Origin of the sequence: Streptomyces sp. NPDC002994 (assembly GCF_040611155.1) — a bacterium.
Taxonomy (GTDB): domain Bacteria; phylum Actinomycetota; class Actinomycetes; order Streptomycetales; family Streptomycetaceae; genus Streptomyces.
In genome coordinates this window covers 15,033-30,104 of sequence record NZ_JBEXNQ010000040.1, presented here as the reverse complement: position 1 = coordinate 30,104, position 15,072 = coordinate 15,033, and the positions used below count along the sequence as shown (strand labels likewise).

13 protein-coding genes are annotated in these 15,072 nt (G+C 69.9%); 6 read left to right on the top strand and 7 right to left on the bottom strand.

The annotated features are described in order from the left end of the window. Positions 1–54 precede the first annotated feature (54 nt). The 4 genes from ABZX79_RS34840 to ABZX79_RS34825 all read left to right on the top strand — a co-directional run bounded on the left by ABZX79_RS34840 (position 55) and on the right by ABZX79_RS34825 (position 4,613). Positions 55–2,598 carry a sensor histidine kinase KdpD gene (locus ABZX79_RS34840; protein WP_355267059.1) on the top strand — a complete coding sequence of 848 codons (2,544 nt, stop codon included), beginning with the start codon at positions 55–57 and terminating at the stop codon, positions 2,596–2,598. Between the two features lie 52 nt (positions 2,599–2,650). Further along, complete coding sequence (locus tag ABZX79_RS34835; protein WP_355267056.1) at positions 2,651–3,337, top strand: response regulator; 687 nt, start codon at positions 2,651–2,653, stop codon at positions 3,335–3,337. 85 nt (positions 3,338–3,422) lie between these two features. After that, complete coding sequence (locus ABZX79_RS34830) at positions 3,423–3,821, top strand: OB-fold nucleic acid binding domain-containing protein (protein WP_215134322.1); 399 nt, start codon at positions 3,423–3,425, stop codon at positions 3,819–3,821. Between the two features lie 3 nt (positions 3,822–3,824). Continuing rightward, complete coding sequence (locus tag ABZX79_RS34825) at positions 3,825–4,613, top strand: DUF3159 domain-containing protein (protein WP_355267052.1); 789 nt, start codon at positions 3,825–3,827, stop codon at positions 4,611–4,613. Between the two features lie 76 nt (positions 4,614–4,689). Here the strand turns inward: ABZX79_RS34825 and ABZX79_RS34820 are convergent, their stop codons facing one another. Both ABZX79_RS34820 and ABZX79_RS34815 read right to left on the bottom strand, forming a co-directional pair. Beyond that, positions 4,690–5,367, bottom strand: a complete 678-nt coding sequence (locus ABZX79_RS34820) for a TrkA family potassium uptake protein (RefSeq protein ID WP_214972985.1) — start codon at positions 5,365–5,367, stop codon at positions 4,690–4,692. Then, positions 5,364–6,035, bottom strand: coding sequence for a TrkA family potassium uptake protein (locus tag ABZX79_RS34815; RefSeq protein WP_355267049.1), 672 nt, complete (start codon positions 6,033–6,035; stop codon positions 5,364–5,366). Before ABZX79_RS34815 ends, ABZX79_RS34820 begins: the two co-directional genes overlap by 4 nt. A gap of 333 nt (positions 6,036–6,368) precedes the next feature. Between ABZX79_RS34815 and ABZX79_RS34810 the strand changes: the two genes are divergently transcribed. Continuing rightward, positions 6,369–8,420, top strand: coding sequence for an APC family permease (locus tag ABZX79_RS34810; protein ID WP_355267046.1), 2,052 nt, complete (start codon positions 6,369–6,371; stop codon positions 8,418–8,420). 84 nt (positions 8,421–8,504) lie between these two features. Then, positions 8,505–9,845: a TRAM domain-containing protein gene (locus ABZX79_RS34805; RefSeq protein WP_355267043.1), complete on the top strand. Its 1,341-nt coding sequence runs from the start codon at positions 8,505–8,507 to the stop codon at positions 9,843–9,845. A 320-nt stretch (positions 9,846–10,165) separates the two neighbouring features. Here the strand turns inward: ABZX79_RS34805 and ABZX79_RS34800 are convergent, their stop codons facing one another. The 5 genes from ABZX79_RS34800 to ABZX79_RS34780 all read right to left on the bottom strand — a co-directional run bounded on the left by ABZX79_RS34800 (position 10,166) and on the right by ABZX79_RS34780 (position 15,065). After that, positions 10,166–10,810: a 4'-phosphopantetheinyl transferase superfamily protein gene (locus tag ABZX79_RS34800; RefSeq protein ID WP_355267040.1), complete on the bottom strand. Its 645-nt coding sequence runs from the start codon at positions 10,808–10,810 to the stop codon at positions 10,166–10,168. A 162-nt stretch (positions 10,811–10,972) separates the two neighbouring features. Then, entirely contained in the window at positions 10,973–12,094 is a 1,122-nt protein-coding gene (locus ABZX79_RS34795) for a DegT/DnrJ/EryC1/StrS family aminotransferase (RefSeq protein WP_355267037.1), read from the bottom strand. Between the two features lie 7 nt (positions 12,095–12,101). Continuing rightward, on the bottom strand, positions 12,102–13,133 hold the full coding sequence (locus ABZX79_RS34790; protein ID WP_355267034.1) for an NAD(P)-dependent oxidoreductase: 1,032 nt from the start codon (positions 13,131–13,133) through the stop codon (positions 12,102–12,104). Positions 13,134–13,141: 8 nt separating this feature from the next. Beyond that, positions 13,142–14,389, bottom strand: coding sequence for a cytochrome P450 (locus tag ABZX79_RS34785; RefSeq protein ID WP_355267031.1), 1,248 nt, complete (start codon positions 14,387–14,389; stop codon positions 13,142–13,144). A gap of 55 nt (positions 14,390–14,444) precedes the next feature. After that, a complete protein-coding gene (locus ABZX79_RS34780) occupies positions 14,445–15,065 on the bottom strand; it encodes a dTDP-4-dehydrorhamnose 3,5-epimerase family protein (RefSeq protein ID WP_355267028.1) in 621 nt (206 codons plus the stop codon). Positions 15,066–15,072 lie beyond the last annotated feature (7 nt).

Here is a 15,072-nt window from a genome sequence, read left to right as displayed (position 1 = left end):
CTGAAGTCGGCCCCCGCGCCCGTTTTGCCTGGAGACAGCGCAGACAATGGGGCCATGGGACGCGGCAAGCTTCGGATATACCTGGGTGCGGCGCCCGGTGTCGGCAAGACGTACGCCATGCTGTCCGAGGCCCACCGGCGCGTGGAACGCGGCACCGACTGCGTCGTCGCGTTCGTCGAGCACCACGACAGGCCGCGCACCGAAGTGATGCTGCGGGGACTTGAGCAGGTCCCGCGCCGCGAGATCGAATACCGCGGCTCCGTCTTCGCCGAGATGGACGTCGATACGGCCCTCGAACGCCGTCCCGCCGTCGCCCTGGTCGACGAACTCGCCCACACCAACGTCCCCGGATCGCGCAACGCCAAGCGCTGGCAGGACGTCGAAGAGCTGCTCCAGGCGGGCATCGACGTCATCTCGACCGTCAACATCCAGCACCTCGAGTCCCTCGGCGACGTCGTCGAGTCGATAACCGGCGTACGGCAGCGCGAGACCGTACCGGACGAGGTCGTACGGCGCGCCGACCAGATCGAGCTGGTCGACATGTCGCCCCAGGCCCTGCGCCGACGCATGGCCCACGGCAACATATACAAGCCGGACAAGCTGGACGCCGCGCTGTCCCACTACTTCCGGCCGGGCAACCTCACCGCGCTGCGCGAGCTGGCGCTTCTGTGGGTCGCGGACCGCGTCGACGAATACCTCCAGCAGTACCGCGGCGAGCACAACATCCGCTCCACCTGGCAGGCACGCGAGCGCATCGTCGTGGGCCTCACCGGCGGACCCGAGGGCCGTACGCTCATCCGCCGCGCCTCGCGCATGGCGGCCAAGGGCTCCGGCAGCGAGATCCTCGCCGTCTACATCGCCCGCAGCGACGGCCTGACCTCGGCCTCGCCCAAGGAACTCGCTGTACAGCGCACCCTCGTCGAAGACCTCGGCGGCACCTTCCACCACGTCATAGGCGACGACGTGCCCTCCGCGCTGCTGGAGTTCGCGCGCGGCGTCAACGCCACCCAGATCGTGCTCGGCTCCAGCCGGCGCAAGGCCTGGCAGTACATCTTCGGCCCCGGCGTCGGCGCCACCGTGGCCCGCGACTCCGGGCCGGACCTGGACGTACACATCGTCACCCACGACCACGTGGCCAAGGGCCGCGGCCTGCCCGTCGCCCGTGGCGCCCGCCTGAGCCGCGCCCGGATCGTCTCCGGCTGGCTGGTCGGCGTCGCGGCGCCCGTCCTGCTCTCGCTGCTGCTCACCAGCCTGGAGAACGGTCCCGGGCTCGCCAACGACGTCCTGCTCTTCCTCTTCCTCACCGTGATCGCCGCCCTGCTCGGCGGGCTGCTGCCCGCGCTCGCGTCGGCCGCCGTCGGCTCGCTCCTGCTGAACTACTACTTCACGCCGCCCACCCACACCCTCACGGTCAACGACCCCGAGAACCTCGTCGCCATCGTGATCTTCTTCGCGGTGGCCGTGTCGGTCGCCTCCGTGGTCGACCTGGCGGCCCGCCGCACCCACCAGGCCGCCCGGCTGCGCGCCGAGTCCGAGATCCTCTCCTTCCTCGCGGGCAGCGTCCTGCGCGGCGAGACGACCCTGGACGCCCTCCTGGAGCGGGTCCGCGAGACCTTCGCCATGGAGTCGGTGGCGCTGCTGGAGCGCGCGAGCGACGTCGACCCCTGGACCCGCGCCGCCAGCGTCGGCCCCAGGCCGCTCAGCCGCCCCGAGGACGCCGACGTGGACATGCCCGTCGGCGACCACATGGCGCTCGCCCTCTCCGGCCGCGTGCTGCCCGCCGAGGACCGCAGGGTGCTCGGCGCCTTCGCCGCCCAGGCAGCCGTCGTACTGGACAGACAGCGCCTGGTGGGGGAGGCGGAGGGTGCGCGCAAGCTCGCCGAGGGCAACCGCATCCGCACCGCCCTGCTCGCCGCCGTCAGCCACGATCTGCGTACGCCGCTGGCCGCCATCAAGGCCGCCGTGTCGTCCCTGCGCTCCGACGACGTGGCCTGGTCGGACGCCGACGAGGCCGAACTGCTCGCGGGCATCGAGGACGGCGCCGACCGCCTCGACCACCTCGTCGGCAACCTCCTCGACATGTCCCGGCTCCAGACCGGCACCGTCACCCCGCTCATCCGCGAGACCGACCTCGACGAGGTGGTCCCGATGGCGCTCGTCGGCGTACCCGCTGAGAGCGTCGGTCTCGACATCCCGGAGAGCCTTCCCATGGTGGCCGTCGACCGCGGGCTGCTGGAGCGCGCCGTCGCCAACATCGTCGAGAACGCCGTCAAGTACAGCCCCGGCGACACCCCCGTCTCCGTCGCCGCCAGCGCGCTCGGAGAGCGCGTAGAGCTGCGCGTCGCGGACCGCGGGCCCGGCGTCCCGGACGACGAGAAGGACCGGATATTCGAACCGTTCCAGCGCTACGGCGACGCCCCGCGCGGCGCCGGAGTGGGCCTCGGCCTCGCCGTCGCCCGCGGCTTCGTCGAATCCATGGGCGGCACTCTGACCGCCGAGGACACGCCCGGGGGTGGCATGACGATGGTTCTCACCCTCAAAGCGGTCCCCGGGCATGCGCCGGTACGCCCGGAGCTTGCGGCAAGGGTGACCTCCTGACCCCGCCGTCCGTCATTTCCTTCCGTACGTCCCGTAGAAAGGCAGGCACTCCATGACCCGGGTGCTCGTGGTCGACGACGAGCCGCAGATCGTGCGCGCCCTCGTGATCAATCTGAAGGCGCGCAAGTACGAGGTGGACGCGGCCCCCGACGGCGCGACCGCGCTCCAGCTCGCCGCCGCCCGCCACCCCGACGTGGTCGTCCTGGACCTCGGCCTGCCCGACATGGACGGCGTGGAGGTGATCAAGGGGCTGCGCGGCTGGACCCGCGTACCGATCCTGGTGCTCTCCGCCCGCCACACCTCCGACGAGAAGGTCGAGGCGCTCGACGCCGGGGCCGACGACTACGTCACCAAGCCGTTCGGCATGGACGAGCTGCTGGCCAGGCTCCGCGCGGCGGTCCGCAGGGCCGAGCCCGCCGGCGCCGCCGAGGACGACGTGCTCGTCGACGCGGGCGGCGACTTCACCGTCGACCTGGCCGCGAAGAAGGTGCACCGCGCGGGGAGGGACGTACGGCTGACGCCCACCGAGTGGCACCTGCTGGAGGTGCTCGTACGGAACACGGGCCGCCTGGTCAGCCAGAAGCAGCTCCTCCAGGAGGTCTGGGGCCCTTCGTACGGCACCGAGACCAACTACCTGCGGGTCTACATGGCGCAGCTGCGCCGCAAACTGGAGGCGGACCCCTCGCACCCCAGGCACTTCGTGACCGAACCCGGGATGGGCTACCGCTTCGAGCGGTAGCGGCAGCGGGCGTGGTAGCGGGCGTGGTCGTGGTGGTCGGGTCCGGGGTGATCCAGGCGGGCCTGCTCCCCGGTACCCTTCGTGTATGAGTGCCGTACCACGTTCGGAGAAGCCTGCCGGCCGGTTCCGCCGGATGCTCGACCGGCTGTCCACCTCGCAGGAGGACCTGCACCACGCGGAGCTGCAGGAGGACGCGCAGGCCGCGGGGTGCTCACGCATCTGCGACTGCGACGACCGCCAGGTGGTGAAGGTGACTGGTACGTTGCGCACGGTCACCCTGCGTCCGCGGGCCGGTGTGCCCGCCCTGGAGGCGGAGCTGTTCGACGGCACCGCACCCCTGGACGTGGTGTGGCTGGGCCGCCGTTCCATCGTGGGCATAGAACCGGGCCGCAGGCTCATCGCCTCGGGCCGGATCTCCATGAGCCACGGCCGCCGGGTGCTTTTCAATCCCAAATACGAGCTCCGACCGCTCGGACAGGAGTAGCCGGTGACGTCTCTCGACAAGCCGACCGCGACGGATCGCAACAGCAGCGACAGCAGCGACAGCAGCGAAGAACAGCCCGAAGCCGGGGCCGCCCAGGACGCGAAGGCCGTCACCGAGGCGGCCCTGTTCGAGGCCTTCGGCGGCCTCAGGGGCATGGTGGAGACCGTCCTGCCCGGTCTGCTGTTCGTGACCATCTTCACGATCAAGAAGGACCTGCACGTCTCGGCCATCGCCGCCCTCGCGGTGTCCTTGCTGCTCGTCGCCGTACGGCTGATCCGCCGGGACACCGTCAAGCACGCCTTCAGCGGCGTCTTCGGAGTCGCCTTCGGTGTCGTCTTCGCGATGATGACCGGCAACGCCAAGGACTTCTATCTGCCGGGCATGATCTACACCCTGGGTCTCGCCCTCGCGTACATCGTGACCACGCTCGCGGGCGTCCCGCTGATCGGCCTGATCCTCGGCCCGATCTTCAAGGAGAACCTCTCCTGGCGGACACGGAACCCGGGACGCAAGAAGGCGTACGCCAAGGCCAGCTGGGCCTGGGGCCTGATCCTGCTCGGCAAGTGCGCGATCCTCTTCCCGCTGTACTGGTGGGCCGACACCGCCCAGCTCGGCTGGGTCCTCGTCGCGCTGAAGATCCCGCCGTTCCTGCTCGCGGTCTACCTGACGTGGGTCTTCCTGGCGAAGGCTCCGCCGCCCATCGACGTGTTCGCGGAGATGGAGGCGCAGGAGAAGGCCGAGAAGGAGCGCAAGGCGGCCGCTGCCGCCGCTTCGGCGCAGCGCGAGGCCTGATTTCCCGTACGCACGTGAGTGGGGCCCGGAACCGTCATGGTTCCGGGCCCCACTTGCGCAGCAGTACGTACCGCCGTCAGCTCGCCGCGTCTTCCCTGCGGACCGACAACAGGTCCTCCAGCTGCTCCTCGCGCGCCTGAGCGGCCACGAACAGCAGCTCGTCGCCCGCCTCCAGGGTCTCCTCCTGGCCGGGAGTGAGCACACGCGAACCGCGGATGATGGTGACCAGTGAGGTGTCCTCGGGCCATGCCACATCGCTGACCTGCGTGCCGGCCAGCGCCGACTCCGGCGGCAGCGTCAGCTCGACGAGGTTGGCGTCGCCGTGGCTGAAGCGGAGCAGCCGTACGAGATCGCCCACGCTCACCGCCTCCTCGACCAGCGCCGACATCAGACGCGGTGTGGAGACCGCGACATCGACGCCCCAGGCCTCGGTGAACAGCCACTCGTTCTTGGGGTTGTTGACGCGGGCGACGACCCGCGGCACGCCGTACTCGGTCTTCGCGAGCAGCGAGACGACCAGGTTGACCTTGTCGTCACCGGTCGCCGCGATCACCACGTTGCAGCGCTGGAGCGCCGCCTCGTCGAGCGAGGTGATCTCGCAGGCGTCGGCCAGCAGCCACTCGGCGAGCGGCACGCGCTCCACCGAGATGGCGGTCGGCGCCTTGTCGATGAGAAGGACCTCGTGGCCGTTCTCCAGCAGCTCGCCCGCGATGGAACGTCCCACCGCGCCGGCGCCGGCAATAGCGACCCTCATGCGTGACCGCCTTCCTCGGGACCCTGCGCGCAGGCCGCCTCGACCTTCGCGATCTCGTCCGTACGCATCATCACGTGGACCAGGTCGCCCTCCTGGAGCACCGTCTGGGAGGTCGGCAGTACGGCCTCGCCCAGCCGGGTGAGGAAGGCGACGCGTACGCCCGTCTCCTCCTGGAGCCGGCTGATCTTGTGCCCGATCCAGGCGGGAGAGGTGTGCACCTCGGCGAGCTGCACAACGCCGCTCGGGTCACGCCACAGCGGCTCGGCGCCCGACGGCAGCAGCCGGCGCATCATCTGGTCGGCGGTCCAGCGGACCGTGGCGACGGTGGGGATGCCCAGGCGCTGGTAGACCTCGGCGCGGCGCGGGTCGTAGATACGGGCCGCGACGTTCTCGATGGCGAACATCTCGCGGGCCACCCGGGCCGCGATGATGTTCGAGTTGTCGCCGCTGCTCACCGCCGCGAACGCGCCGGCGTCCTCGATGCCCGCCTCGCGGAGGGTGTCCTGGTCGAAGCCGACCCCGGTGACCCTGCGGCCACCGAAACCGGACCCGAGGCGGCGGAAGGCCGTGGGGTCCTGGTCGATCACCGCGACCGTATGCCCCTGTTGCTCAAGGTTCTGCGCGAGAGCGGCACCCACTCGCCCGCAGCCCATGATGACGACGTGCATCGTCCCGTTACCCCGCACTCCTGGTCGCCCCGCTGACCCGCACAAACACCCTGCTCACATCTTCCTTCTCGGCTCACCGGGGGAGGCGCGGGCACCAGTGCCCGGTACTGCCTCGCCCCTGTCTTCGTCCACCGTAGCGGCAACGCCGAACGCGCCATCGATCACCTCGGGCATCTCCGGGTTCATTCAGGGGTACGCGCGGTGGTTCGCGGGCGGTCGGCGGGCGGTTCGCGGGTGGTTCACGTGGCGGACTTGTGGCGGACCGGGAAGTTTCCGCAGCCAAGAGGGGTGGTGGGTGGGCGGTGTCCTTTTCGAACGCTTACGATCCTCTGCGTGTCCAAACTGACCGACGTGCCCAAACGGATCCTGATCGGCCGGGCGCTGCGCAGCGACAAGCTGGGAGAGACTCTTCTCCCCAAGCGCATCGCACTTCCCGTCTTCGCCTCCGACCCGCTCTCGTCCGTGGCGTACGCACCGGGAGAAGTGCTCCTCGTGCTCTCCATCGCGGGCGTGTCGGCGTACCACTTCAGCCCGTGGATCGCGGTCGCTGTCGTGGTGCTGATGTTCACCGTGGTGGCCTCGTACCGCCAGAACGTGCGCGCGTACCCGAGCGGAGGCGGCGACTACGAGGTCGCCAACACCAACCTCGGTCCCAAGGCGGGCCTGACCGTCGCCAGTGCCCTGCTCGTCGACTACGTCCTCACGGTCGCCGTGTCGATCTCGTCGGGCGTGGAGAACCTGGGTTCGGCGATCCCCTTCGTCGTCGAGAACAAGGTGACGTGCGCCATCGGCATCATCGTGCTGCTGACGCTCATGAACCTGCGCGGTGTGAAGGAGTCGGGCAAGCTCTTCGCGATCCCGACGTACGTCTTCGTGGCGGGCGTCTTCCTCATGATCGCCTGGGGCGCCTACCGCGGAATCGTCGCGGGCGAGACCATGCACGCCCCGACCTCCGACTTCGAGATCAAGGCCGAGCACCAGGGCCTGGCCGGCTTCGCCCTCGTCTTCCTGCTGCTGCGGGCCTTCTCCTCCGGCTGTGCGGCGCTCACGGGCGTCGAGGCGATCAGCAACGGTGTGCCGGCCTTCCGCAAGCCGAAGAGCAAGAACGCCGCGACGACGCTGGCCCTGATGGGCGGCCTGGCCGTCACGATGTTCTGCGGCATCATCGGTCTCGCCATGGCCACCGACGTGAAGATGGCCGAGAACCCGGAGCACGACCTGCTCCACAACGGCACCGCCGTCGGCCCGGACTACGTACAGGACCCGGTGATCTCACAGGTCGCGGCCGCCGTCTTCGGTGACGGTACGTTCTTCTTCGTGCTGCTCGCGGCGGCCACCGCGCTCGTTCTGTTCCTGGCCGCGAACACGGCGTACAACGGCTTCCCGCTGCTCGGCTCGATCCTCGCGCAGGACCGCTACCTGCCGCGCCAGCTGCACACCCGCGGCGACCGCCTCGCGTTCTCCAACGGCATCGTGCTGCTGGCGGGCGCGGCCATCCTGCTCGTGTGGATCTACGGCGCCGACTCGACCCGGCTCATCCAGCTCTACATCGTCGGCGTCTTCGTCTCCTTCACGCTCAGCCAGATCGGCATGGTGCGGCACTGGAACCGCCACCTGCGGACGGAGAAGGACAAGGCCAAGCGCGGTCGCATGGTCCGCTCCCGCGCGATCAACACCTTCGGTGCCTTCTTCACGGGCCTGGTGCTCGTCGTCGTACTGGCCACCAAGTTCACGCACGGCGCGTGGGTCGCGCTGCTCGGCATGGTGATCTTCTACGGGACGATGACCGCGATCCGTAAGCACTACGACCGCGTCTCCGAGGAGATCGCCGCCGACGAGGGCCCGTCCGACGACAGCGTCCGCCCGTCGCGCGTCCACTCCATCGTCCTGGTCTCCAAGGTCCACAAGCCGACGCTGCGGGCCCTCGCCTTCGCGAAGCTGACGCGCTCGGACAAGCTGGAGGCGCTCAGCATCAGCGTCGACCCGGCGGAGACGAAGGCGCTCAAGGAGGAGTGGGAGCGGCGCGGCATCAATGTGCCGCTGAAGATCCTTGACTCGCCGTACCGCGAGATCACACGGCCGATCATCGATTACGTGAAGGGTCTGCGGCGGGAGAGCCCGCGGGACGCGATCAGCGTCTACATCCCGGAGTACGTGGTGGGCCACTGGTACGAGCACCTCCTCCACAACCAGAGCGCGCTGCGGCTCAAGGGCCGGCTGCTGTTCACGCCGGGAGTGATGGTCACCTCGGTGCCTTACCAGCTGCAGTCCTCGGAGCTGGCGAAGGAGCGGGCGAAGAAGCGCCAGGAGTGGAACGCGCCGGGAGCGGTGCGGCGCGGTCCGGTGGACGACCGCCGCCCGAAGGAGCCGACCGGCAAGCGCTGACGTGGTGAACGGCCGGACGACACCCACGTAGACTGGAGGGCTGAAGTCCGGCCGTACCCCTTAGATCCCTGGAGTCACCCCGTCATGCAGTCAGAATCCAAGGAAACGGCCGACAACTCTCTCGTCGGTACCGAGTACGAGGTCGAGGTCGGCCCCGTCGCCCACGGCGGCCACTGCATCGCCCGTACCGACGAGGGGCGGGTGCTGTTCGTACGGCATACGCTGCCCGGCGAGAAGATCCGCGCCCGCGTGACGGACGGCGGGGAGACCTCGCGCTACCTGCGCGCCGACGCCGTCGAGGTCATAGAGGCGTCCAAGGACCGCATCGAGGCGCCGTGCCCGTACGCCGGACCAGGCATGTGCGGCGGCTGCGACTGGCAGCACGCCAAGCCGGGCGCGCAGCGGCGGCTGAAGGGCGAGGTAATCGCCGAGCAGCTCATGCGCCTCGCGGGCCTCACGCCGGAGGAGGCGGGCTGGGACGGCACCGTCATGCCGGCGCCGGGCGACAAGCTGCCGCAGGGCGAGGTGCCCGCGTGGCGCACGCGCGTCCAGTACGCCGTCGCCCCCGACGGCCGCGCCGGACTGCGCAAGCACCGCTCGCACGACGTACAGCCGATCGACCACTGCATGATCGCCGCGCCGGGCGTGAGTGAGCTGGGCATCGAGAAGCAGGACTGGCCCCAGATGGCGTCGGTCGAGGCGATCGCGGCCACCGGCTCGAACGACCGCCAGGTGGTCCTCACCCCGCAGCCGGGCGGCCGCCTGCCCCTCGTCGAACTCGACAAGCCGGTCTCGGTCCTGCGCGTGGAGGAGAAGGACGGCGGGGTGCACCGGGTGCACGGCCGCGCCTTCGTGCGCGAGCGGGCGGACGGGCGTACGTACCGCGTCGGCATGGGCGGCTTCTGGCAGGTCCACCCGCAGGGTCCGGACATCCTGATCAAGGCCGTCATGCAGGGCCTGATGCCGAGGAAGGGCGAGTCCGCGCTCGACCTGTACTGCGGCGTGGGCCTCTTCGCCGGTGCGATCGCCGAGCGCATCGGTGACAAGGGCGCGGTGCTCGGCATCGAGACCTCGAAGCGCGCCGTCGAGGACGCCAGGCACAACCTCCAGGACATGGAGTACGTACGCATCGAGCAGGGCAAGGTCGAGCAGGTGCTGCCGCGCACGGGCATCACCGAAACCGACCTGATCGTCCTCGACCCGCCGCGCGCGGGCGCGGGCAAGCAGACGGTGAAGCACCTGGCCTCCCTGGGCGCCCGCCGCATCGCGTACGTGGCTTGCGACCCGGCGGCGCTGGCGCGAGACCTGGCGTACTTCCGCGAGGCGGGCTACAAGCCGCGCACGCTGCGCGCGTTCGACCTGTTCCCGATGACTTCGCACGTTGAGTGTGTGGCGATTCTCGAACCGGCCACAAGGGGCGCCTGACCTGCAGTTTCATCGAGATCTCGTAGATTTCGGCTGGGTCGGTCGACCTGTTTCACTGGAGTGCACCACGTGGAGTGCATGGTCCATTGGTTTGCGGCGTTGTTCGGAAGGATTGCTCGCTGAGGTGTGGCAGGTTGCCGGGCAGGTTCTGGGGAAAACCCCACATCCTCAAAGTGTCCCGGTCAGGGTTCTACCGCTGGCGCACGGCAGCGCCGACCCGGCAGGCCGGGGTTGCGGTAGAAGCCGACAGCGTTCACTCGGCTCCGGTAGCCTGAACCTCGTGCACAGGCCGTAGATGTCCACGTAGTGGGGAAAAGCGTTCACTCTCCGAGAACCAGCCAGCGCCCGGAGAAGCCCTTCAGTTCACGCCCTGCCACTATTGGCCCAGCGCGGAGCAGACGGGCGAAGAACGTGCCCTGATCGGGTTCGAAGCGTATTTCTGCCTCCTCGAAAGCCAATTCCAAGCCGGTTACCGGGTACCACGCTTTGAAGACGCTTTCCTTGGCACTGAAGAGCAGCCGGTCCCAGTACACCTTGGGGTCGAATCCCTCGCATTCGAGCACCCATCGGCGTTCAGACAGCAGCGAGACAGATTCCAAGACTCCGTCCGGCAACGGGTCGTGCGGTTCCGCATCGATCCCGACGGCGATGGTGTCGACGGACCTCGCCACAGCAGCCGCCCGGTATCCGTGACAGTGCGTCATGCTGCCAACTACCCCGTCAGGCCACTGTGGGGCGCCTCGCCCATTGGGCAGCAACGGCACGCGAGGTAGACCCATTTGGGCGAGTGCGCGTCGCGCGCAAGCCCGCACGGTCGCAAACTGCTGCCGCCGTTGCGCCACGGACTCGGCCACGACCGCCGCTTCTTCGGGGAACAGCACGGACTCCGGGCCCAGTTGACCAAGCATCCGGTCGTCACAAGCACACACAGAAACTACCTCGGCGGGGAGTATCTCCTCGATCATCGGTCCCCTGCGTTCTCGGTCGGTTGTGTGCGCGAAAAGCGGGTAGCGAAGGATACGGGTGGGGAATCGCGTGAGCGGAAAGTGGTTGACCAGGCCCGTCTGTTGAGCGGGATCGACAGACGGGCCGACCGCTAACAAGGCGTCGGCAATGGGGCAACGCCCTCAGGTCGCGCCCAGCACCTCGTGCACGGCCGCGATCACCTTGTCCTGTACATCAGGGGCGAGTGCCGGGTACATCGGCAGCGAAAATATCTCGTCCGCCAGCCGCTCCGTGACCGGCAGCGAGCCCTTGGCGTACCCCAGGTGCGCGAAGCCGCTCTGGGTGTGGACCGGCCACGGATAACTGATATTGAGGAAGACTCCGTAGGACTTCAGCGCCTCGATGATCTCGTCACGACGCGGATGGCGGACGACGTACACGTAGTAGACGTGGTCGTTGCCCTCTCTGACGGACGGCAGTACCAGGCCGCCGGGGCCCGTCAGGTCCGCCAGTCCCTCGGCGTAACGCCTGGCGACCGCGCGCCTGCCCTCGATGTAGCGGTTGAGACGGGTGAGTTTGCGGCGCAGGATCTCCGCCTGCACCTCGTCGAGCCGGCTGTTGTGGCCCGGCGTGCGCACGACGTGGTACACGTCCTCCATGCCGTAGTAGCGCAAGCTGCGCAGCGCACGGTCCACGTCCGCGTTGTCAGTCACCACCGCACCGCCGTCGCCGTACGCGCCGAGGACCTTCGTCGGGTAGAAGGAGAAGGCCGCGGCGTCACCCATCGTGCCCGCCAGTTCGCCGTGGTGGCGGGCGCCGTGCGCCTGGGCGCAGTCCTCCAGCATCACGAGGCCATGCTCTGCGGCCAGGGCGCGCAAGGGCTCCATGTCGACGCACTGCCCGTACAGATGCACCGGCAGGAGGGCCTTCGTGCGCGGGGTGATGGCTTGCGCGACCTGGTCGGTGTCCATGAGGTAGTCGTCGGCTCGGACATCGACGAAGACGGGTGTGGCACCCGCCCCGTCGATGGCCACTACCGTGGGGGCGGCCGTGTTGGACACGGTGATGACCTCGTCCCCAGGGCCCACCCCCAGGGCCTGCAGACCCAGCTTCAGGGCATTGGTGCCGTTGTCGACACCTGCGCAGTGGCGCAGGCCGTGATAGCCCGCGAACTCCTTCTCGAACCCCTCCACGCTGGGGCCGAGAACCAACTGCCCGGAGCCGAAGACGGTCTCGACCGCGTCAAGGAGATCCGCGCGTTCGTTCTGGTATTCCGCCAGGTAGTCCCAGACGTAGGTAGTCACGGAGAGCTCAACCTCCAGAGGGTTTCGAAAGAGTGGGGGGCGGCCGGTGCGCACGGACCAAGGCGTTCCAGCAGTCGCGAACCGACTCCTGCAGGGAACGGCGCGGCTCCCAGCCCAGCAGGCTGCGCGCCGCGCCGATGTCGACCCGTAGCCAGTCGTGCCGGAGACCGGCCTCCCGGTCGGCAGCAGGGCGCTCCACCACCCGCGCCGGGATGCCGCTCGCCTCGATGAGAAGGTCTACCAGGTCGCGGACGGCGACCACCTCGCCCCGTCCGATGCCGACGGCGACCGGGACAGCTGGTGCGCAGGCGGCAGCGACCACGGCATCGGCCACGTCCCGGACATCGACGTAGTCCCGGTGCGCGTGCAGCCGAGACAACTCCACAACGGCCTCCGGGCCCCCGCTCGGGCCCGCCAGCAGACGCTGGGCGACCTGGCCCAGCAGACTGATCCAGGGTGTGCCGGGTCCCGAGACGTTGGATACCCGGAGTACCACGCCGTCGACCCACCCGCCGGCGGTGCCCCGCAGCACCGCCTCGCTGGCGGCCAGTTTACTCCTGCCGTACGCCGTGTCCGGGCGCGGCTCGGCGTCGGCACCCACCGAACTGCCGGGCCGCACCGGACCGTATTCCAGCACTGAGCCGAGGTGCACCAGCCGCGGCCGCGTGGTCATCAGCGCCAGCGCCTCCAGCAGCCGCAGTGTGGGTACGGCGGTGGCGGACCACATCTGCTCGTCGGTACGGCCCCAGATGCTCCCGACGGCGTTGACGATCGTGCCCGGACGTGCCGCGTCCAGCGCCGCGGCCAGCGCCGCGGGGTCGCCACCGGCCAGGTCCAGGGTCACGCAGCGGTACGGCATGGGTTCCTCGGGCGGGCGGCGGCCGACCACCACCACGTCACGGTTCTGCGCGGCGAACGCCGCGCAGACGTGACGGCCGACGTATCCGGCGCCGCCGAGCACGAGGACGCTGCCGTGCGGCACGGCCCGCGCCGCGCCGCCGGGCCCCTGTGCCCCGGGATCGGGCCCGCGCTTCGGCATCGGATCGCTCACCATGCAACGGGCAGTCGGTCCGGCACGCGCAGCAGCAGTCCCGGCTGCCACCGCACGTCCGCCGCGGGGACGGCCAGGCGCAGCCCGGGCAGCCGCCGGGTGAGGACCTCCAGCACCACCTGGAGCTCCAGCCGGGCCAGCGGGGCGCCCATGCAGTAGTGGATGCCGTGGCCGAAGCCCAGGTGGGCGTTGCGCTCCCGGGTGAAGTCGAGGCGCCCGGGTTCCGGAAAGACCTCCGGATCCAGGTTGGCGGCGGCCACGGAGGTGAACACGGCCTCTCCGGCGCGGATGAGGGTGCCGCCGACCATCACGTCCTCCAGCGCGATCCGCGCGTAACCGTCCACCGTGGTCAGCGGGGTGAATCGGAGCAGTTCCTCCACCGCTCCTCGGATCAGCCCCGGGTCCTCGACCAGTGACGCGTACAGCCGACGGTCGCGCAGCAGCAGGTAGGCGAAGTTCCCGATCTGCGTCGCGGTCGTCTCGTACCCGCCGACCAGCAGGCCTGCGCCCAGCATGTACAGCTCGTTCTCGGACAGCCGGTCCTCGTCGTCACGCGCCTGGACCATCGCCCCCAGCAGGTCGTCGGTCGGCGACTCGCGCCGCTCCTCGACCAACTGCGCCAGATAAGTGACGAATTCCTCGCCCGCCCGCCTGACCTCCTCGGGCGGCAGGGCGGTCGACATCAGGGCGTCGGAGAACTGCCGGAAGATGTGCCGGTCCTCGTAGTCCACCCCGAGCAGCTCGCAGATCACGCCGATCGACGCCGGCAGCGAGAGCGCCTCCTGCAGGTCGGCGGTCGGGCCCGCGGCGGTCATCTCGTCCACCAGCCGGTGCGCGAGCGCGGTGACCGAGGGGCGCAGGCCCTCCACCCGCCGGTGCGTGAACGCGCCGCCCGCCAGCCGGCGCAGCCGGGTGTGCTCGGGCGGGTCCATCGCGACCAGCCCGCCCGGCTCCAGGAGTTGTTCCGTGGGGCGCGGGATGTCTCTGCCGGCGCCCGCCGCCATGCTGAACCGCGGGTCGCTGAGCACCAGTTTGGCGTCGGCGTGCCGGGTCACCAGCCAGCCTTCGCCGCCGTACGGCATCCGCACCCGCGCCACCGGTTCGCGCTCGCGCAGCTGCCCGTACAGGGGGTCCAGTCCCAGCCCCGTGGCGGTGCTGAACGGATACGGCCGCGCGGCAGCGTCGGCCTCGGCCTGTGCAGCGGCCCCGCAGGCCGCCTCGGAGATGGAACTGTCGGACGTCATGAGCCTTTCCTGCCGTCAGCGGTACGGATGCCCTGCGTGTGCCCCCGCGCTACCCTCATCCGGGCCCGGGTCCGCCGCCCGCGGCGCACAGCCGCGCGTGGTGGTCCTGGTAGGAGTCGTAGGAGGGGAGGTGGCCGAGCCGCATTGCCTCGGCGAGGGTCGGTGCGTCGGCGTCCTGGGCGGAGACCACCGGTTGGATCCCGTCCGGCCAGCCGATGGCGAGGCCGGGGTCCAGCGGACTGATCGCACGGTCGGACTGCGGGGCGTACCCGCTCGTACACAGGTAGATCAGCGTGGTGCGGTCGGTCAGCGCGAAGAAGGCCCTCCCCAGGCCCGCGGCCACATACACCGCGGTGCGGTTGTGCTCGTCCACGGGCACCGCCTCCCACCGCCCGAACGTGGGTGAGCCCGTCCGGATGTCGACGACCACCTCGATGCCGGCCCCCTGGACGCACGCGCTGTACTTCGCCTGGCCCGGCGGGAGTTGGGTGAAGTGGATCCCGCGCAGCGCGCCACGCCGGTTCACCGCGACGTTCGCCTGCGCCAGCGGCAGCGGATGCCCGACGGCGCGGCGGAACCTCTCGCTCTGGAACCACTCGTGGAACTCGCCGCGCCGGTCGGGGTGCACCGCGGGCTCCACCACCCAGGCACCCTCGATGCCGAGCGGGCGCGGCACGCCCCTC